General features: G+C 41.3%; 17 protein-coding genes. 6 read left to right on the top strand and 11 right to left on the bottom strand.

The features are described 5' to 3' along the window. Positions 1-60 precede the first annotated feature (60 nt). Positions 61-264 (bottom strand): zinc ribbon domain-containing protein, encoded by a 204-nt coding sequence (locus tag L4D20_RS13155; RefSeq protein WP_428802049.1) that lies wholly within the window; start codon positions 262-264, stop codon positions 61-63. A gap of 346 nt (positions 265-610) precedes the next feature. Between L4D20_RS13155 and L4D20_RS13150 the strand changes: the two genes are divergently transcribed. Continuing rightward, on the top strand, positions 611-2,422 hold the full coding sequence (locus L4D20_RS13150) for an ABC transporter ATP-binding protein/permease (protein WP_428802048.1): 1,812 nt from the start codon (positions 611-613) through the stop codon (positions 2,420-2,422). Positions 2,423-2,529: 107 nt separating this feature from the next. Then, positions 2,530-3,438: a DMT family transporter gene (locus tag L4D20_RS13145; RefSeq protein ID WP_428802047.1), complete on the top strand. Its 909-nt coding sequence runs from the start codon at positions 2,530-2,532 to the stop codon at positions 3,436-3,438. A 76-nt stretch (positions 3,439-3,514) separates the two neighbouring features. Here L4D20_RS13145 and L4D20_RS13140 read toward each other — a convergent pair whose 3' ends face one another. Further along, positions 3,515-5,770: a peptidase U32 family protein gene (locus tag L4D20_RS13140; protein ID WP_428802046.1), complete on the bottom strand. Its 2,256-nt coding sequence runs from the start codon at positions 5,768-5,770 to the stop codon at positions 3,515-3,517. A gap of 280 nt (positions 5,771-6,050) precedes the next feature. Next, positions 6,051-6,917: a fructosamine kinase family protein gene (locus tag L4D20_RS13135; RefSeq protein ID WP_428802045.1), complete on the bottom strand. Its 867-nt coding sequence runs from the start codon at positions 6,915-6,917 to the stop codon at positions 6,051-6,053. A 436-nt stretch (positions 6,918-7,353) separates the two neighbouring features. On the opposite strand from L4D20_RS13135, the gene L4D20_RS13130 reads away from it, so the two are divergent. Continuing rightward, a complete protein-coding gene (locus L4D20_RS13130; protein ID WP_428802044.1) occupies positions 7,354-7,698 on the top strand; it encodes a DUF3802 family protein in 345 nt (114 codons plus the stop codon). Between the two features lie 10 nt (positions 7,699-7,708). Here the strand turns inward: L4D20_RS13130 and L4D20_RS13125 are convergent, their stop codons facing one another. Next, on the bottom strand, positions 7,709-8,233 hold the full coding sequence (locus L4D20_RS13125; protein ID WP_428802143.1) for an NlpC/P60 family protein: 525 nt from the start codon (positions 8,231-8,233) through the stop codon (positions 7,709-7,711). 100 nt (positions 8,234-8,333) lie between these two features. Between L4D20_RS13125 and L4D20_RS13120 the strand changes: the two genes are divergently transcribed. Continuing rightward, entirely contained in the window at positions 8,334-10,376 is a 2,043-nt protein-coding gene (locus L4D20_RS13120) for a methyl-accepting chemotaxis protein (protein WP_428802043.1), read from the top strand. A gap of 19 nt (positions 10,377-10,395) precedes the next feature. Here L4D20_RS13120 and L4D20_RS13115 read toward each other — a convergent pair whose 3' ends face one another. Continuing rightward, positions 10,396-11,184: a sterol desaturase family protein gene (locus tag L4D20_RS13115; RefSeq protein ID WP_428802042.1), complete on the bottom strand. Its 789-nt coding sequence runs from the start codon at positions 11,182-11,184 to the stop codon at positions 10,396-10,398. A gap of 99 nt (positions 11,185-11,283) precedes the next feature. Between L4D20_RS13115 and L4D20_RS13110 the strand changes: the two genes are divergently transcribed. Together L4D20_RS13110 and nagK are read left to right on the top strand one after the other, a co-directional pair. Continuing rightward, a complete protein-coding gene (locus L4D20_RS13110; protein ID WP_428802041.1) occupies positions 11,284-12,030 on the top strand; it encodes a tRNA-uridine aminocarboxypropyltransferase in 747 nt (248 codons plus the stop codon). 159 nt (positions 12,031-12,189) lie between these two features. Continuing rightward, entirely contained in the window at positions 12,190-13,098 is a 909-nt protein-coding gene (nagK, locus tag L4D20_RS13105) for an N-acetylglucosamine kinase (RefSeq protein ID WP_428802040.1), read from the top strand. An 87-nt stretch (positions 13,099-13,185) separates the two neighbouring features. On the opposite strand, the gene L4D20_RS13100 is transcribed toward nagK, so the two are convergent. From L4D20_RS13100 to L4D20_RS13075, 6 genes are all read right to left on the bottom strand, one after another. Continuing rightward, positions 13,186-13,446 (bottom strand): DUF2960 domain-containing protein, encoded by a 261-nt coding sequence (locus tag L4D20_RS13100; protein ID WP_428802039.1) that lies wholly within the window; start codon positions 13,444-13,446, stop codon positions 13,186-13,188. Positions 13,447-13,540: 94 nt separating this feature from the next. Beyond that, positions 13,541-15,328, bottom strand: a complete 1,788-nt coding sequence (locus L4D20_RS13095; RefSeq protein ID WP_428802038.1) for a bifunctional molybdopterin-guanine dinucleotide biosynthesis adaptor protein MobB/molybdopterin molybdotransferase MoeA — start codon at positions 15,326-15,328, stop codon at positions 13,541-13,543. Beyond that, on the bottom strand, positions 15,325-15,912 hold the full coding sequence (mobA, locus tag L4D20_RS13090) for a molybdenum cofactor guanylyltransferase MobA (RefSeq protein ID WP_428802037.1): 588 nt from the start codon (positions 15,910-15,912) through the stop codon (positions 15,325-15,327). Before mobA ends, L4D20_RS13095 begins: the two co-directional genes overlap by 4 nt. Beyond that, complete coding sequence (locus L4D20_RS13085; protein ID WP_428802036.1) at positions 15,890-16,606, bottom strand: energy-coupling factor ABC transporter ATP-binding protein; 717 nt, start codon at positions 16,604-16,606, stop codon at positions 15,890-15,892. Before L4D20_RS13085 ends, mobA begins: the two co-directional genes overlap by 23 nt. 10 nt (positions 16,607-16,616) lie before the next feature. Beyond that, positions 16,617-17,315 (bottom strand): ABC transporter permease, encoded by a 699-nt coding sequence (locus L4D20_RS13080; protein WP_428802035.1) that lies wholly within the window; start codon positions 17,313-17,315, stop codon positions 16,617-16,619. 92 nt (positions 17,316-17,407) lie between these two features. Further along, the gene (locus tag L4D20_RS13075; RefSeq protein WP_428802034.1) at positions 17,408-18,220 is read right to left on the bottom strand and encodes an ABC transporter substrate-binding protein; all 813 of its coding nucleotides are present in this window, start codon (positions 18,218-18,220) and stop codon (positions 17,408-17,410) included. Positions 18,221-18,442 lie beyond the last annotated feature (222 nt).

The following is an 18,442-nucleotide window of genomic DNA, read 5'->3' as shown; positions in this document are numbered from 1 at the left end:
CAATAGAATAAAAATAAGCGCCAAAAGGCGCTTATTTCACAATTAAGGTTAATGTAGGCATTAGCTGTATGGCTCGTCTTCAATACAGGCCGTTAAGTTGATTTGATGCTGATTACTATCAACCAACATATTTAGATGAAATGCACGGTGGCAATAAGGACAGTCGTCGTGAAAATCTTGGTTTCCGTTAGTAGGATCGAGAGTGAGGCCAATTGTATGTTCACAATGTGGGCACTGAACTTGTTTCTCTGTGTAATTTCGCATTGCGTACTCCCTAACATCTATGCAATACGGTAATCTTAATCGTCCAAGTTAGTAATGGTCGTGAATTAAGTAGAAACTTTGAGTTAGGCCAAAAAAACAAGAGAAAATTTTCCCACTATTTTCTTTGTCATTGTTTTCTATAAGTTTAGCTAAGGTATTGCTGATGGTTTTATTTGCATTGTGAATGCATTTGACGTGAGTATTTGTTTTATTTCGTAAACTGAACGCTTATTAAACTTAGATAGAAGGTTGCTATTCGATTAATTACCCCAATAGCTTATTGATACGGCAAAGAGACTATTCAAGTTTTACCCCAAAGTAAACCGGCAAAACAGAAGGCCTATCTATGCAAGAGCAATCTCCACCAGATGAAACTGTTGAAGCTGAAGTTCAACAGAAGAGTGATAAAAGTAAAAACTTAAGTATCTTGTTTGAGCTAGTAAAATTTATTCATCCCTATAAAGGTCGCGTTGCTGCTGCATTGGTCGCGTTGGTGTTTACTGCGTCTTTGACATTATCAGTCGGGCATGGTGTTCGAATTTTAATCGATGAAGGTTTTACTCAGCAATCCATTGTTGATCTTGGAAATGCGATTAAGTTTATTCTTGTCGTCACCGTTCTTATTTCTATAGGGACATTCTTTCGTTTCTATCTCGTCTCATCGGTTGGAGAGCGAGTCAGCGCCGATATTCGCCTCGCGGTGTTTAATCACGTGATCACCTTACACCCAAGCTATTTTGAAACCAATGGCAGCGGTGACATCATGTCACGAATTACTACTGACACAACGCTATTACAGAGCATTATTGGTTCCTCTTTTTCAATGGCAATGCGTAGTGCACTGATGTGTACGGGCGCGATTATCATGTTGTTTGCGACCAACGTAAAACTAACCTTAATAGTGTTGGCCTCTGTTCCCTTTATTCTTATTCCTATTTTGGTCTACGGCAGACGAGTAAGGGCGCTATCTCGTAAGAGTCAAGATTCGATGGCTGACGTAGGCAGTTATGCTGGAGAGGCCATTGAGCACATCAAGACGGTTCAAAGTTACAGCCATGAGGCACAAGAAAGAGAGTCTTTCGCGACTGAAGTAGAGAAGGCTTATGAAATTGGCCGTCAGCGTGTTAAACAGCGCGCCATTCTGATTTCTGGTGTGATAGTCATTGTCTTTAGTGCCATCGCTGGCATGCTGTGGGTAGGTGGCAGCGATGTTATTAAAGGCACTATGTCAGCAGGCGACTTAGGCGCTTTTGTTTTTTATGCCATTATGGTTGCGTCCTCGTTAGCGACAATTTCTGAAGTGCTTGGTGAACTGCAACGTGCAGCGGGCGCAACGGAAAGGCTCATCGAAATACTTCAAGTGGAAAGCCATATCGTTGCACCCAAACAAAACATAGCGTCCCCTAAAGCGCTCAATGCGGAAGTGCTTTTTGATAACGTTACGTTTCATTATCCTTCTAGACCCGATCAAGCCGCGACCGATAAGCTGAATTTGAAAGCAGAAGAAGGAAAAGTGTTGGCACTTGTTGGTCCTTCTGGCGCAGGTAAAACTACGTTGTTTGAATTACTTCAACGCTTTTATGATCCTCAATTTGGCAACGTTACTTTAGGCGGTGTCGACATTCGTGACTTCGAACCAAACGAGTTGCGTCAGCAAATGGCATTAGTTCCGCAGCAACCGGCTTTATTTAGCAATGATGTGTACCACAATATTCGCTATGGCAATCCAAAAGCAACGGACGAACAAGTGATAGAAGCGGCCAAAAAAGCGCATGCGCATGAGTTTATTATGAAGCTTCCTGAAGGGTATAAAAGCTTTCTCGGTGAACGCGGCGTTAGGCTTTCTGGTGGCCAGCGACAACGTATCGCAATTGCTCGCGCAATATTGAAAGATCCTAACCTTTTACTGCTTGATGAAGCGACAAGCGCACTTGATAGTGAAAGCGAGCATCACGTTCAGTTAGCATTGGAGGAGTTAATGCGTGGGCGAACGACGTTAATCATTGCTCACCGCCTATCAACAATTAAGCATGCCGATAAGATTGCGGTTATGGACCAAGGACGTTTAATTGATGTGGGTGATCATAAGTCATTACTGACAAGCTGCGATTTATATCAGCGATTGGTAGAGCTTCAGTTTAAGCACATGGAACGTTAGGCGATTACTAAATAAGCATAACGATTTTATTTATGTATTAACGCTTTATTTATTCGGCTTGGTTCCATAGGATCACGTTTCCTTTACTACTAAGTCGTTATTTATTTATGCCGTTACCGTTTTTGAACGCCATTCCCGTCGGGCTACGCTATATGCTTATGTCCGCATTGGCGTTTTCACTTATGTCTGCTTGTGTCAAATTAGTCAGTCACCATGGAATCCCCGTTTTTGAAATCGTTGCTGCTAGGGCACTCGTTTCGCTTATCATCAGTTACATCGACGTACGCAGGAAAGGAATTTCACTTTGGGGCAACAATAAAAAGCTTCTATTTGCGAGAGGGGCAGTGGGTTCACTGGCCCTTATTTGTGTCTATTTCGCCATCGCTACGCTGCCACTTGCTGAAGCGACCATCCTTCAATATTTGCATCCAGTATTTACCGCTGTACTAGCTTTAATCTTTTTACGAGAAAGAATCCAGATTTCGACTATTATCTGTATTCTTTTCTGTTTAACTGGTTTGTATTTGATCGTGTCGCCAGGTACAACATTGGCTGGTTCAATAGAGTTACCCGTTATAAGTGTTGCAGCAGCGTTATTCGGCGCGTTTGGTAGCGCGATTGCTTACGTTATCGTGAAAAAATTGAGTAGCACGGAAGATACCTCAGTGATCATCGTGTATTTCCCGTTAATTGCTTTACCTTTGTCACTTACCTTACTTGGCAGCGATTTTGTTGTGCCAAGCTTTGATGCCTTGATCCTACTTTTGTTTGTGGGGATTTTCACTCAAATAGGTCAGATAGGTTTAACCAAGGCAATGAAAGCTGAAGTTGCAAGTAAAGCAACGGCATTTTCCTACATACAGGTTGTCTTTTCCATTATCTTCGGCTGGCTGATCTTTAGTGAGATTCCGTCAACATGGACGTTAGCTGGTGGCAGTTTAATCATTATAGGTGCTTTGATAAATGTATTCGGTGGTCGAAGATCAAAACCACTTAAACCTAAAGAAGCTAGTTGATGATGGAAAGTTATAGGTAACAAAAAGCCGACATAGTGTCGGCTTTTTTATGAGTGTAATCTAAGGGTAGAGTGCGCTACAAACCTTGAACGTACTGAGCGTTTGTTCGAACTTGAACCATATTGTTCAACTGCTCCTGGGACCCTTCAACGCCATCAATCAAACCTTCAAAGTGTTTGATTAACTCGACCTTATTTTGCACCTCTTTTGAACCAGCACCGATATTTGTTAGGTCGATAAAGAACTCATCGAATAAACCAGAGAAATCAGTAACTGCATCTTGGTTTAAGAACTGTTCGTGATTATAAATGCTCGGGTAACCACCTTTTTGTTTATCAACAGCAAATGAAATACCTTTGACATTAGTAATGGTGGTCGCTTTTTCACACTTCAGCATGCAGCCAGCTTCAATAGAAGGTTTGTTACAGCCAACCGTTCTTTGGAAGAAACATTGGCGACTCGTCATCATTAAGATCGGGTGATAGATGCTGTAGAAAAGTTTAAACTTCTCAGGGCGGCTAATGTGTCGAATCTGGCCTTTATTGATCTCGTTAGAGATGAAAGCACCAGCACAGTTCAACTCTTCTTTTAGCGTGACGAGTGCATGAGAGTTAGTTGTGTTCATGAACGGTCCTGCCACCCATTCAATACCCATCTCATAGGCCTTGTACGCGATACCAGTATTGTTCGTTACGATACGTGACGGTTTGATTTCTTCAAGTACGCGGACCGCTTCATCATAATCTTTGCCAATCAGAACAGCTGGGAACCATGGAATTAATCGAGGGTTGGCAGCAAGAATATCGATGTATTTATTACAACGCTTCTTGAAGCTCTCTGGTAACTTGAAGTAAATATCAGCATCTGTTTCATTGCATAAATGAAGGTCTTCAATGTCGGCAATGAGCATTGACAACGTAGGCTTATCATTCACTTTAGGATGCTTAGGCAGCGCTGGAACATCGACATGTTTAATCACATCTTTTGAGCCGTTTAAGATAAAATCGATTTCATCTTTCAGCTCAGTCACTTCTCTTAAAGGAATGCTTAACCCTTCATCTAACTCATCGAAGTTGTAAGCTTCTAAAGTATGGACTGGGCTTTTCACTGACTTAAATCGTTTCTGTAATAGCTCTTGCGTGATTGCTTTTTCGCCAGCAATAGAAAGCAGAGACTTAGACTGAACCGTAAACGTTTCAGTGTTTGATTTGATTTTTACAATGAATGGCTTATCAATTTTTGCAACGAATGAGAATGTAAGTTCTGTTTTACTGATGTCCAGAAACTCAATCTTTTCACGCATCTCCACACCAATTTCATTTTTAGAGGTGTAAAGGTCACTGGTTACTTCTTGAATTTGTACAACCGAGATAGATTCATTTTCAGAGGTAGCTTTATCTACCGCATAGTTCACGCTGTTATCACGTGGATTATCGATAAACATGTCTTTCGTTAAGTTCCCTTTTAAGAAAGAGTTAGTAAAGTTTCGATTAAATACTTTATGAAGATTTGAATCATCTTCAATCAACAAGCCTTTTTCAACAAAGCTGTCGATCTGTTTACGCCATGTATCGACAACAGTATAAACATAGTGAGCGCCTTTAATACGGCCTTCGACTTTCAGTGAATCGACTTTAGCATCAACTAACTCTGGCAAGTCATAATATGCAGAGTTGTCTTTTAAATTAAGTGGGTATTTATTACCAGCTTCGGTAATTTCATACTCATCACGGCAAGCTTGGCTACAACGGCCACGATTACCTGAATTACCAACACTTACAGAGCTTGAATAACACTGACCTGAGAAGGCAATACACAGTGCACCATGGACAAAGACTTCAGTAAGAACATCATGGTCATGAGCAACTTCGGTAAGCATTTTAATTTCAGGAAGATTTAATTCACGAGACAAGTTCACACGTGTAGCACCGATTTTGGAAAGAAACTTAATCTGACCTTCATTATGCGTTGTTAACTGAGTTGATGCGTGAACATCTAACGAAGGGAAGTGCTTCTTTACCAAATCAAACAAACCTAAGTCTTGAACGATGATTCCGTCTACTTTGGTATTGACTAGTTGGTTGAGCAATTTGCTGATGCTCTTAATTTCATGCTCTAAAAGCACAATATTTAGAGTAAGAAAAACTTCGCAGCCATATTGATGAGCAAGGCGAATGACACCGTTTAGTTCATCCATTGATAGGTTGGATGCTCGGTTACGTGCGTTGAAAGTGTCTAATCCACAATAAACTGCGTTCGCACCAGCGACGATAGCCGCTTTGATCGCTTCAACATCACCACCAGGGGCCAACAACTCAATTTTTCTGCTCATTTAGAAATCGCTCGTTTATAGACTTATAATTTTTTGAGCGCGTATTCTAACTAGATCACCTATTTATTGCCACAACTCTCTCTTTTATTGATTTAAATCAAATTTAGAATCCGAGGTTATTTCTCTGTTTCTTAAGGCAATAGCGGTGGATTTTCTTTTGAAATTGGAGGTTTACTGGATTGGGCTGTAGCAAAGGGATAGCGTACAAAGGATTAGGCAGAGACTGATGCTATTCAATCTCTACCTCGTATTTCAATACGTTAAGGCATGAGGCAGGGCATTAATAGCTTAATATATTCTTAATCAACTCTTCAGACTCTGCTAAGTAGTGGCCACCAAACTGGTTGTAGTGATTGAGTAGGTGGTAGAGGTTATAAATATCTTTACGCTCTGAGTAACCAAAATCTAATGGTAAAACGCTTTCGTAACCTTGGAAAAACTCTGGTTGAAAGCCACCAAAGAGTTCAGCCATCGCAATGTCACACTCACGATCCCCCCAATAGCAGGCAGGATCATAGCAGATTGGACCAAATGCTGAGTTAGCGACGTTACCATGCCAAAGATCGCCATGAAGCAGGGAAGGGCGAGGATGATGATTTGAAAGTAACTCTTTTACTGTGTCGGTAAACTCTGCAATGTTGACCAGTTCAATACCTTTCTCACGTAAAAGTTGCAGTTGCCAGCCAATACGCTGCTCTGCAAAGAATCGGTGCCATTTACGATCCCATTTATTGGGTTGAAGCGTACTCCCCACGAAATTGTCTTGGTCATAACCAAACTCTTTTTGCTCACCCCAAGAATGAAGTTCGGCAAGCTGAGCGCCAAATTTGTAACTCTGTTTATTATCATCAAGCGGTTTAGTTGAAAGATAATTTAAAACGAGGAATGAATGGTCTTTACTGGTTCCCGTAAGAATGAGCTCTGGAACGTAGACAGTGGAAGTGCTGCGAAGAGATTTTATATTATCTGCTTCAATTAAGTACTTACTGATGAAGTTTCTGGTGTTTGTTTTAACAAAATATCGTTGTTCACCATCACTTATCATGTAACATTCACTTATATCGCCTCCTTTAACTTTTGTACGCTCGGCTATCGTGAAATTAAACATGAGTGTATCAGAGAGCTGTTGAGTCAGTGCTTGCCACATAGTAAAAATCCTTCAGATAAGTACTTATTTATAATCAGTTTAGGACAATAAACTTCGCTTTTCTGATTCTGCTTTCAAAGAACCGTATTAATTGTATTCATTTTTGAGAAAAAGGCCTGAAATGTGACCTTAATCAAATAGGTTCATAATGATAAACATGGCCTAGCTTGCTTAATTTCTAACTTGATGACAAAAAGAACACTGACTCATGTTTTTTGGCACTGCGGTCACGCAATTTGAATACAATTTAGATATTTCGATCTCTATCCTATTTACTGTTTTTTGACTGATCCATACGCCAATATTTGACAGCTACTCCATTAGTTCGCTTTAAAGCGTACTCATCACTATATTCAGGTTGTTAAAACTTGTAGAGTTGTCTTAATATTAGGTGTGAGTCTATTCTCAATGTATGCAGTAACTCGGAGATTTTAGTGTGGTTGTAGAAACCGATGGATATTTAGCCTTAATCGAACATTTAGCCTTTAACTTGGATGTCTTCACATCAAGAGATGGGGATACAGGGGCAGAAAGTGTTGAAGATGTCGCAACCGATATGGTCGCGAGTAATATCATGGCAATTTTTGAGCAAAACCCTGAGCTGCACTCTAGTGTTCGCTTCCAGCTACTAAAAGAAGCTGATTCAGTTGTAGAAGATTTGGGTGAAGTCTTAGCAGGCGTGTGGGGAAGACCCGCTACCAATGAACAAATCACCTTTTTGGACGAATATATTGCACTAGTAAAAAACCTTTTCGATGTTGCAGTCGCGACTTACGATTAAGCGTTAGTCACTAATTAAACTTAGGCGGGTGTTCTACTCGCCTGAAATGCCAAAATTTAGATGCCCAATAGGGGTTGTCCACTCTAGAAATGATCACTCCTTTAGACGTTGACGCATGTAAAAATTGACGCTCGCCTAAATACACACCCACATGACGGGTAGTTCTCGACGTTTTGAAAAAGACTAAATCTCCAATTGAGGCATCGTTATAGTTAACCGAAGATCCAACTTTGCTTTGATGCAGTGTCGTTCTTGGCAAAGTTATATTTAACGCGTCTCTATATGCTACCTGTACAAATGCCGAGCAATCTATTCCCTGAAATGAATTCCCGCCCAATCGGTAAGGTACACCTTCCCATCGATTGTATACACTAAGAAAAGCGTTTTTCGTTTTCTTTTCATAGCTTGATAGATTGGACGATTGACTCGCGGCACTGGGGTGGATGCTCGCAGTTTTAGCTGGAGTTGAACTGGTTGCACAACCGGTAACAAGAGAAAAAGTGATAGTAACTAGCACAACTGATTGAAATTTAATCATATGTAATATTTTCGAAATAGTGTTGAAATTAATTTGTAATACTAAACGCCTAGCATCGACAGCTAACAAATGTTGCTAGAGTCAGCCAGTAAAGTCCATGAAAGCAAAGACAACCAAATCATCGTCCGTGTCGTTAGTCCAAACGATTAACGTCGTTTTTCTCATCATATTAGTGTTAATCGCGATCTTCTCTTTCATTAGTTTTAAAAGCGTTGAACGAGTTGGTAAAGAGTTTAGTGTTTTATCAGAAGAAGCGCTGCCACTGGCTATTAATAATGCCAACTTGACCCAAACAATTTTGGAGCAGGTAAAGCAGCTAAGTTATGCAACTCAGCTAATAACGGTTGAACAATTACAAAGCAATCAAGCCACGGTCTCGACACTGACAAAGCAAAGTAACCGATTACTTAATAACGTAAGTCAGCTTTCTGCAAGCTTCACTAATATCGATGGCCAAAGACAGCAAACACAAGATACGTTTGAACTTAATAGCAAAGTTGAACAGCTCAACCTTTTATCCGGTGATGTACTGTCAACGCAACTGGCGTTATTACAACAACAAAGTATTATTGATGATCAGGTAGGTTCTTTCCGCTACGGTTTGAGCTCTATTGGGCCAGAAATGAATCGCATCTCTTCGTTTCTATCAAATGACAATCCAACATCATCAGATGCCGCGAACCGCTTTATCGCGAGTGCAAGCTCCTTAGAAAGCACCTTCTTAATGCTCATGATGCAAAGTGATCTTGAAAAAGCAGAAACAGAGTATCAAGAAATGCGAAATCGAATAGCTGGAATCAACTTAGCGTATGACGACTTTAAAGATTGGCACCCAGATATCGAAGAGTTCGCAAGCTTAACGACACCTTACGTTATGGTAAATGAAGGATTTCAAGATAATGGGATTCTAAAGAACATCATTGCCAAGCTAGAGCTAATGGAAGCACAAAGGGCTCAAGTCGCGAGAGTGGTAACTTTAGCGGACGAAACCATTGCAGAATTAGAGTCTATCTCCCAAACCGCACTTACCCTTATTGAACAGCGTGAACAAGCGGTCAATGACACTATTGCTTCAACTTTTTATCGCCTATTCGTCATTGGCGCGATAATCGCTGTTCTCATTATTAGTTTTGGTATTGGGATTCGTGGCTGGCTTAACCGAAGCTTAAAGAACATCAAACATCACTTAACGTTGCTTACTGACCACAATCTATCGTCGAGTGTTCCGATGGTAGGCCCATTTGAATTTCAAGAAGTGGCTCGTAAACTTAATCAGGTGATCGAATCGACACGAGAATCTATTTCAACAGTGACGCGAAATTGTGAAACCTTGTATCAAACAGCTGAAATCAGCTATGACGCAGCAGAAAGCTCGAGTAAGACGCTTATCAAACAAAATGAATCTCTCGCGAGTATGGTGACAACGGTCACTGAACTAGAAGCATCCATCCGTGAAATTTCAACGATTACCACTGAATCTTATAAAGATTCTCGGCATGCGACCGATCAATCAACTCGTGGTTTAGAAGTAGTTGAACAAAATAGGCAGCGACTAGAGAAACTGGAAGTTACGTTAGATCTCAATGAATCTTCAATGGTGGAACTCGACCATCGTGTTAAACAAATTCGCGAAATGGTCGAGCTCATTTCTGGTATCGCAGAGAATACCAATTTACTTGCGCTTAATGCTGCTATAGAAGCCGCTAGAGCAGGTGAACAGGGCAGAGGTTTTGCTGTGGTTGCTGACGAAGTACGCCAATTGGCGAGTGGTACATCCCAACAAACTGAGAATATTCGGGTGAAGATGAATCAATTGATTGCAGCGGCTGATAAATCTCGTCAGGCCGTTGAAGTATCACGTCGAGAAATGGCATCAGCATTAGCTTCTAGTGTTGAAGTAAAAACCACCTTCAATGACATTGAACTTGCAGTAAACCACATTCAAACACGGGTAGAACAAATCACTATCGCGACGGAAGAGCAAGAAAGAGCAACGACAGACGTCAGCGAATCGATCACTCATATTTCTGTTCAGGGCGAAGAGACCAAGCATCAACTTCAATCAATGGTAGAAAGCTCAGAGCAGGTTGCTGAAATTGCAGGACACCAGCAAGCAATGCTTCATAAATACACGCTCTAAGCTCTACAGAAGAATTGACTCAACCTTTACGAAAGGGTTGAGTCAGTATTTTATCTAACCATTGCTCTCTAGTTGTTCGGAACTTAGGCAATCCAATCGTCATTTCATCATGTCCAAGCGACGGCTGAGCAATGTAAGTCTTAAACAACCTATCCCAAATCGACAAGAAAAACCCAAAGTTGGAGTGTGTTTCTTTCACGATAATCGAGTGATGTACTCGGTGCATGTCGGGGGTGACAATTAATTTCCTCATTGCTTTGTCGACTGGCATATAGAGGCGAGCATTGCTGTGATTAAACATAGCGCTCACATTGAGTATGACTTCGAAGATCACAACCGCTGTTGCTGGAATACCCAGTGACATAACGATGACGATTTTGATGAGCATAGACAAGATAATTTCAATCGGGTGAAAACGCGATCCCGTTGTCATATCGATATCTTGGTCAGCATGGTGAACCTGATGCAATCTCCACAAGATAGGAATACGGTGAAAAATAACGTGCTGGCAATAAATGGCAAGATCGAGTAACAGTATAGAAAATATCAGCGTAGGAGTGATTGGCAGGGATATTTGGTTTAGTAAACCGATGTTTTGCTGTGCAGAATAGACTGCAGCTTGATAGGCGACAACAGGCAGTAGAATCGATACTAGAGCACTGCTCAGTGATATTAACGCTATGTTGTTAATCCAACGTACCCATTTACTTTGTGTGAGCGATTTTTTAGGTAATACCCATTCCCATGTTGCACACAATACAAACGTTAAAATAAAAAACATCAATCTTACTAATTCAGGATTCGCCATTCTTTCTCGTACCTCGGGTATTACTAAGTGACAGCATGCTTTGCTTCTTACCGTACTGTAAGTACAATGCCGTCAACTTTCTAGTACTAATCAAATGCCATGAGAATTCACGCTTTCCATCACCTGTATCAATATCGTCAAAGTCAGTCCACACGAGCTTTTAATGCTCGAGGTTCAAAAATAGAACGTTGTGGTTATTGCCAAGTCGCAACTAAGCATTGTTTGTGTGCGTTTCAGCCAGATGTTGATACCAACGTCGCGGCAATGCTGATTGTGTCTGAGAACGAGGTATTCAAACCGAGTAATACTGGAAGACTGATCGCCGATGTAGTGAAGAATACCAGTGTCTATCAATGGAATAGAACGGAACCTGACGCTGAGATGTTGGCTAAATTGAACGATCCAAATTTCTATCCAGTCATTATTTTTCCTGAAGATTATGTTGATGATAAAGCTCGGCTTGTTTCAGATGACATCGCATTAAAAACAAACTCTCTACAAGCAGGTAGAACGCCACTACTGATTTTTATTGATGGCAGTTGGCGAGAAGCTAGGAAGATATTTAGAAAGTCTGACTATCTTTCCAAGCTACCTGTATTCTCAATCAAGCCAGAATCTGTTTCTCAATACTTAATGAGAAAATCTGACAACGAAGATCATCTGTCCACGGCGGAAGTCGCATCTATAGTATTATCAAAGGTTAATGAAGAAAGCGCAGCGAATGTCTTAGAAATGTGGTTTGAAACATTCCGAGAAAGTTACTTGCTCACCAAGACTAGACTAAAGCCGGATCTTACGAAACCTGCATTGAAACATTTCCTCACCGAAGTGAAATTCGAGAAGTAACTCTAATAAATGAAAACTAGGTGGCTTAACAATGAACAGTTGCATTGATAGGCCGAATAAATAGATCGCATGTCACGGTTTGTAGGCTGGTCTATGTGGATAATGTGAAGAGAATAACTTTTAGCTCCTCTTTTGGGTGCTTTTTATGGAGAGAATTGCATGTTTTACGGCTTTGATGTGGGTGGTACTAAAATTGAGTTTGGTGCTTTTGATGACGAACTAAACAGAGTTGCAACAGAACGAGTACCAACACCTACTGACGATTATCCACTACTCGTTGAAACCATCACGGCGATTGTTAAAAAGTACGACCTGCAGTTTAATTGTGAAGGCAAGGTCGGTCTTGGGCTTCCAGGTATGGAAGATGCCGATGATGCGACAGTACTGACTGTTAATGTTCCTGCTGCTAAGGGCAAACCGCTACGTGCTGATTTAGAGAAAAGCTTGGGTCGTAGCGTAAAAGTTGAGAATGACGCTAACTGTTTCGCTCTTTCTGAAGCGTGGGATGATGAACTTAAAGACGAGCCAAGTGTTTTAGGGCTTATCCTTGGCACGGGTTTTGGTGGCGGTCTTATCTATGACGGTAAAGTATTTGGTGGACGAAATAACGTTGCGGGCGAAATTGGCCACACACGTTTACCCATCGACGCTTGGTTCCACCTTGGAGACAATGCACCGTTACTTGGTTGTGGGTGTGGTAAGAAAGGTTGCCTAGACAGCTACCTATCTGGTCGTGGCTTTGAGCTACTTTATGACCATTACTATGGTGAAAAGAAAAAAGCGATAGAGATAATCAAAGCAAATGCAGAAGGGGATGCAAATGCTGTAGAGCATGTTGATCGCTTTATGGAGCTTCTAGCTATCTGTTTCGCTAATATCTTTAGCGCAAACGACCCACATGTTGTTGCTTTAGGTGGCGGTTTATCTAACTTTGAACTCATCTATGAAGAGATGCCAAAGCGTATACCTAAATACCTGCTGTCAGTAGCCAAATGCCCTAAAATCATCAAAGCGAAACATGGCGATTCAGGCGGTGTTCGTGGTGCGGCATTCTTAAATATTAAATAAATGCTTTCATATGAAATCAATAAAAAATGGCTTGCAGTTGCAAGCCATTTTTAGTTTATAAATCGTTCTGACGAGTATGGTAACGGGTTATTTTTTACCAACACCAACGTTATCTTTTTGCTTTAAGGTAATCTTACCAAAGCCTAAACGTTGAAAGTGGTTATCTCGATAGTTGCGAACTGCTTTCGTATCAGAAATTGCTTCTATCTGTTGTTCCATTTTTAGATAACCAGAGATATCAATCCCTTCAGCTTCAGCCACAGCTTCATGAATATTACGGTGCTTTTCATACGAAAATGCTAACTCTTTGTTTTCATCTTTGTACGTGTAAAGGATCGTGCGTACCATAGTATTGTTCTCAAATAAATTGGATCGTTCTAAAATAAAAGCCGGCAAAGCCAGCCTTTATGAAATAGTTTGACTATTAAAATAGGTGGTTCAGTTAGATTCTGCCTTGAAGCGGTATAATTGTCACGCTTTCTCCAACTTTTACCGTATCTACTGCCGGAGAAACTTCAATTAAACAGTTTGCCTCGCTCATTGAACGTAAAATCCCTGAGCCTTGTTTGCCTGTTGTCGATACTGAAATAGTCCCTGAATTATCAACACTATAAACACCGCGGCTAAATTCAGTACGTCCAATGCGAGAGCGTAGTGGCTCAGAGGCTACAGCTGGAACTTTTAGCGGCTGCCAGTTCTGCTGGCCTTGCATCTTTCTAATTGCAGGCTCAACAAAATTGATGAATGAGACCATCACAGCGACAGGGTTACCCGGTAGACCGAAAAATGGCTTATCGTCAATGTGACCAAAAGCAAGAGGACGACCTGGACGCATATTGATACGCCAGAAGTCTATGTTCCCGAGCTTCTCTAAGGCTAGCTTTATATAATCGGCATCACCGACAGAAACACCACCAGATGTTAGAATGAGATCCGCCTGCACTGATGACTTTTCTAAAGCATCAATCATTAGCTTTTCATTATCTTCCAAAATTCCAAAGTCGATAACATCACAGCCGAGCTTCTCAAGTAATCCCATTAAAACAAAACGATTCGAATCGTAAATCGTATTGGCTTTCTGTTCACTTCCCGGCGCTTGAACTTCATCTCCGGTTGAGAATATCGCAACACGAAGTGGTTTTTTGACATTACAGTGAGCAAAACCTAACGATGCTAACATACCCATTTCTGGTGCCTGTATGCGCGTACCTTTGGTAAACACAGTTTGTCCTTCGGAAAGATCTTCACCCGCTTGGCGAACGTTCTGCTTAGCTTTAATGTTTCCACCAGAGAAGGTTACCGCGTCACCGCTGTCAATTGCTTGCTCGCGCATTACAACGGTATCACCGGCCAACGGGGTAGGCGCCCCCGTCATTATTTTAACCGCTTCACCTTTCTTTAATTCGCTGTCGTAAGAGTAACCAGCCAGAACTTCCCCAACCACTTTGTATTCATCACAATCGAGGTCATCACTTCGGATCGCATAACCATCCATCGCTGAATTGGTGTATTGAGGAACATCAATCGGAGAGATAACATCACTAGCTAAGACTCGACCGTAACTGTTTTCAATTGGCGTCGACTCCTTCAATGTAACGCTTGATACCATCGATAAGATTTTGTCTTGACCTTCTTGAACCGATAAAAAGGCAGGGGACAAAATGTCACAACATGTTGATGCTGCCTTTGCTGTCTCTTGCTCACCCACACTGTTAAATGACTTTGCGTAATCCAAAACGAACTGACATATGCCTTCTAGATCATCAATACTTAACTGAGGTAAGTTGCTTTCTACTCGAGTGTCGGCCGCGATTGCAATGATGTTATTGTCGTGAGGATAAATCCAAGGCTTACCGACAACTTCTCTGTGTAGCTCTATTTTAGGGAAAGCTATATTTTTACAACCTTCAACTAATATCAGATCCAGTTTGCTGGAATCAAAGCGAGTCAATAGATAATCAAACTCGGCTTCTGCATCCTCAGTCTCGGTCATCAGTGCATGTCGGTTACGAGATGCAATCAGCATTTGAGATGCGCCCGCTTTTCTTAGGCGATAGCTATCTTTACCTGGTTCGTCCACATCGAAATCGTGATGGGCATGTTTGAGTACACCAATCTTCAACCCCGTTTTAACTAACATCGGTAACAACGCTTCAAGTAGCGTTGTTTTTCCCGTTCCTGAATAAGCAGCAAATCCCAAAAGTGGCAGTTGAGTAGAATGTTTGATCATGACTGGAGTGCTCCAAATTGCGTAAGTTCTTCTGGGGTATTAAGGTTTAGGAAACAGTTGGGGGAATCACTAAAATCGACATATTCTGTGCGACATTCGTTGTAGAGCAAAATGATCTTTCGGTCGCCACGCTGTAAAAATGCATTGAGTTTATTAAGAACACGCTTATTAAAAAGGGTAAACACTGGCTGTTTAAATTCACCGTCGTGAGCGACTAAAATATCCACATCATCTGTGACCTGTTGACTAAAGCGTTTGACTAAATCGGTATTGATTAATGGACTATCACACGGAACAAAGCCAACCCAATCAGTATCCGAGTGAGTGAGGCCCGCATGGATGCCGCCTAGTGGCCCGGGGAAGCCTTCAAATTGATCATTTATAACGGGTGCGATTTTTCTATAGGTGTCTAAGTTTCTATTAGCATTAATCGTAATCGTATCTGTTTGCGTCTGTAATCGTTCGAACACATGCTGAATTAAAGGTTTTCCATCAAGGTTGATTAGTCCTTTATCTTGGCCGCCCATTCGAGTGGCTTGCCCACCAGCTAAAATAACCCAACTAATTTGCTCGGGTGCTAACATACGAATTCTCTTGTTCTAAATCTGGGATAACGTGCAATAGCGGTGATTCAATAAGTGTTGATTCTTTTATCCACCACTGTTTACGACATAGTTGTGTGAGGGCGTTAGTCTGGTGGCTAGTGATAACCAAACTAGAGCCTCTACTAATTAAATCTTTTGCCATGATAACCAAACGCTCAATCGATTCTTGATCGAGTGATGCGCTCGGTTCATCCATTAATAATATAGATGGTTTGAGTATCCAGGCTCTTGCCATTGCGACTCGTTGCTTTTCTCCGCCTGATAATACCGATATATGCTCATCAGCTAAAGTTTCTAGCCCGACCATTCTCAATGCTGTGATGACTTGCACACGTTTATCGATATTTGACTGCTTTTGGAAGCGTATTCCATAAACGACATTTTGATAGACTGTGCCATCAAAGAGGTAAGGGGACTGATGTAGGTAGACAACATCTTTGTGGCCACCACATGACGTTAAGCGATGAAGCCAGTTTTTATTGGGCGTGAGTATTTTCCCTGAGCTAGGTTTAACAAGGCCCGATAAAATCTTGAGTAATGTGGTTTTGCCTACACCATTATCACCTTTCAGATAGATGACATCACTAGGACCAATAGCCAGTTCTGGAATATGGAATAGCACTCGCTCTTTAAAGCGCATCGATAATTGCTGTGTTGTTATTTTTATTGTCATACAGCCTCGTTTAAGTACGTAGGTGGCCTTTGCCACGCATGCTAGAAAGTAAAAAGTTCAGCGCTAGAGCAAGTGTTAATAGCACAATACCCAGTGCCACACCTTGGGCAAACGCACCCTTATGACTTTCCATTGCTATTGCTGTCGGTATATTTCGCGTTAAGCCCATAATGTTACCGCCAACCATCATAGAGCAGCCAACTTCAGTTACAATTCTTGAAAACGCAGCGACCACAGCAGCCATTAATGGGAAGCGCAGTTCCCATATGTTTGTAAGAGCCACACGGTAGATTGAGACACCGAGAGTGATGGATGTTTCAACTGATCGACGGTCACTCGACTGTAATGCGCCATGCATCATCGAAACTAATACAGGGAAACAGATCAACATTTGGCCAATGATCATTGCTCGTTGGCTAAATAGCAGCTGCAAATCGCCTAATGGGCCGGATCGAGAAAGTGTCATATAAAGAAGTAAGCCAATCACAACCGTGGGGATAGCTTGTAGAGTATTGATAATTGAGAGTAAAAACCATTTCCCTCGGAACTCTGTGTACGCTAATACAAAGGAAAACAGTAAAGAGGGGATCAACACGACCGAAATTGCAGATAGCGACACACTGAAGGAAACAGCAACGATTTCCCATAATTCTCGGTCTAAGCTCACTAGTAGAGCTAGAGCATCCAACGTCGTTTGCCAAAGACTCATTAATTTTCTGTTCTCATATAGATATCTAACATCGGTTGTTTGTCTTATTTGCTCGTTTGCTGTTTGGTTTTAACTCATTGAGTTTTAATGAACTACTGGGCGCTAGCAACAAAAAGCTGCTTACCGTTTAGTTTAAAAGTATTGATGAGTTCTTGCCCTTTAGAGTCAATTAACCAATCACTAAATACTTTAGCGCCCTTATGATTAATACTCGGGTAGCGCTCAGGGTTAACGAGAATAACTTGGTATGGATTAAAGAGATTTTTGTCACCTTGGAACAAAAGAGACAAATCGAGCGTATTATTGTAGGCAAGCCACGTTCCTCGATCTGTCATCGTGTATCCCTGCATCTCTGACGCCATGTTTAGTGTTGGCCCCATACCTTGCCCAACTGAGCGGTAACCACCAAAATCTGGTTCAATTTTGCTTTGCTCCCAAAGTCCTTTCTCTTTTTTATGCGTACCAGAGTCGTCACCACGAGAAATAAACGTCGCATTCGTTGAAGCAATCTTACTAAATACTTTGAGTACATCTTTTTCGTTTGTAACTTTAGCTGGGTCCGATTCAGGTCCAACAATCACAAAATCGTTGTACATAAGTTTTCTAGGAAGAATACCGAACCCTTGAGAGACAAAATTAGCTTCTGCTTTTGGTGCGTGTGTCATTACCAAATCAACGTCGCCATTTTCACCCATTTTTAGTGATTTACCTGTTCCCGCTGCAACAACATCAACTTTATAACCGGTATCTTTTTCAAACTCAGGTAGTAGATAATTAAGCAAGCCCGAGTGATAAGTACTGGTTGTCGTCGCCAAGCGAATATGTGGCTGATCGTCATTAGCAAGTGATGAGAAACTAAACAAGCCAACTGATAATGTAACGAAAGCTGAAGTAACCATGTTCATAAAAATACTATTCCGTTAATTGATAAAACATATAGATACAGTGAATTCATAGCATCATTAAGCAAATCGAATGCCAAGTTTTCAATCTATCATAAATCATGGTTTTGGCTTGCTGATAATGTGTTTTCAGCAACTTAGCTGCACAAATAATATGCGGAAGGACAAAATGTCGCACATTCGCAATCGTAGTATGAGCAAAAGTTGGTACACTCTGTCTTAACC

The organism is Vibrio kyushuensis (assembly GCF_050337325.1).
GTDB classification, from domain to species: Bacteria; Pseudomonadota; Gammaproteobacteria; order Enterobacterales; family Vibrionaceae; genus Vibrio; species Vibrio kyushuensis.
Note: the sequence above shows the minus strand (reverse complement) of the source record. Positions and strands in the feature narration are given on the sequence as shown.

What these genes read in the sequence shown, in the direction of transcription:
- L4D20_RS13150 (WP_428802048.1), top strand. Translation starts at nt 611, where the DNA reads ATGCAAGAGCAATCTCCACCAGATGAAACTGTTGAAGCTGAAGTTCAA.
- nagK (WP_428802040.1), top strand. Translation starts at nt 12,190, where the DNA reads ATGTTTTACGGCTTTGATGTGGGTGGTACTAAAATTGAGTTTGGTGCT.
- L4D20_RS13110 (WP_428802041.1), top strand. Translation starts at nt 11,284, where the DNA reads ATGAGAATTCACGCTTTCCATCACCTGTATCAATATCGTCAAAGTCAG.
- L4D20_RS13140 (WP_428802046.1), bottom strand. Translation starts at nt 5,770, where the DNA reads ATGAGCAGAAAAATTGAGTTGTTGGCCCCTGGTGGTGATGTTGAAGCG.
- L4D20_RS13145 (WP_428802047.1), top strand. Translation starts at nt 2,530, where the DNA reads ATGCCGTTACCGTTTTTGAACGCCATTCCCGTCGGGCTACGCTATATG.
- L4D20_RS13075 (WP_428802034.1), bottom strand. Translation starts at nt 18,220, where the DNA reads ATGAACATGGTTACTTCAGCTTTCGTTACATTATCAGTTGGCTTGTTT.
- L4D20_RS13100 (WP_428802039.1), bottom strand. Translation starts at nt 13,446, where the DNA reads ATGGTACGCACGATCCTTTACACGTACAAAGATGAAAACAAAGAGTTA.
- L4D20_RS13080 (WP_428802035.1), bottom strand. Translation starts at nt 17,315, where the DNA reads ATGAGTCTTTGGCAAACGACGTTGGATGCTCTAGCTCTACTAGTGAGC.
- L4D20_RS13085 (WP_428802036.1), bottom strand. Translation starts at nt 16,606, where the DNA reads ATGACAATAAAAATAACAACACAGCAATTATCGATGCGCTTTAAAGAG.
- L4D20_RS13120 (WP_428802043.1), top strand. Translation starts at nt 8,334, where the DNA reads ATGAAAGCAAAGACAACCAAATCATCGTCCGTGTCGTTAGTCCAAACG.
- L4D20_RS13095 (WP_428802038.1), bottom strand. Translation starts at nt 15,328, where the DNA reads ATGATCAAACATTCTACTCAACTGCCACTTTTGGGATTTGCTGCTTAT.
- mobA (WP_428802037.1), bottom strand. Translation starts at nt 15,912, where the DNA reads ATGTTAGCACCCGAGCAAATTAGTTGGGTTATTTTAGCTGGTGGGCAA.
- L4D20_RS13115 (WP_428802042.1), bottom strand. Translation starts at nt 11,184, where the DNA reads ATGGCGAATCCTGAATTAGTAAGATTGATGTTTTTTATTTTAACGTTT.
- L4D20_RS13135 (WP_428802045.1), bottom strand. Translation starts at nt 6,917, where the DNA reads ATGTGGCAAGCACTGACTCAACAGCTCTCTGATACACTCATGTTTAAT.
- L4D20_RS13155 (WP_428802049.1), bottom strand. Translation starts at nt 264, where the DNA reads ATGCGAAATTACACAGAGAAACAAGTTCAGTGCCCACATTGTGAACAT.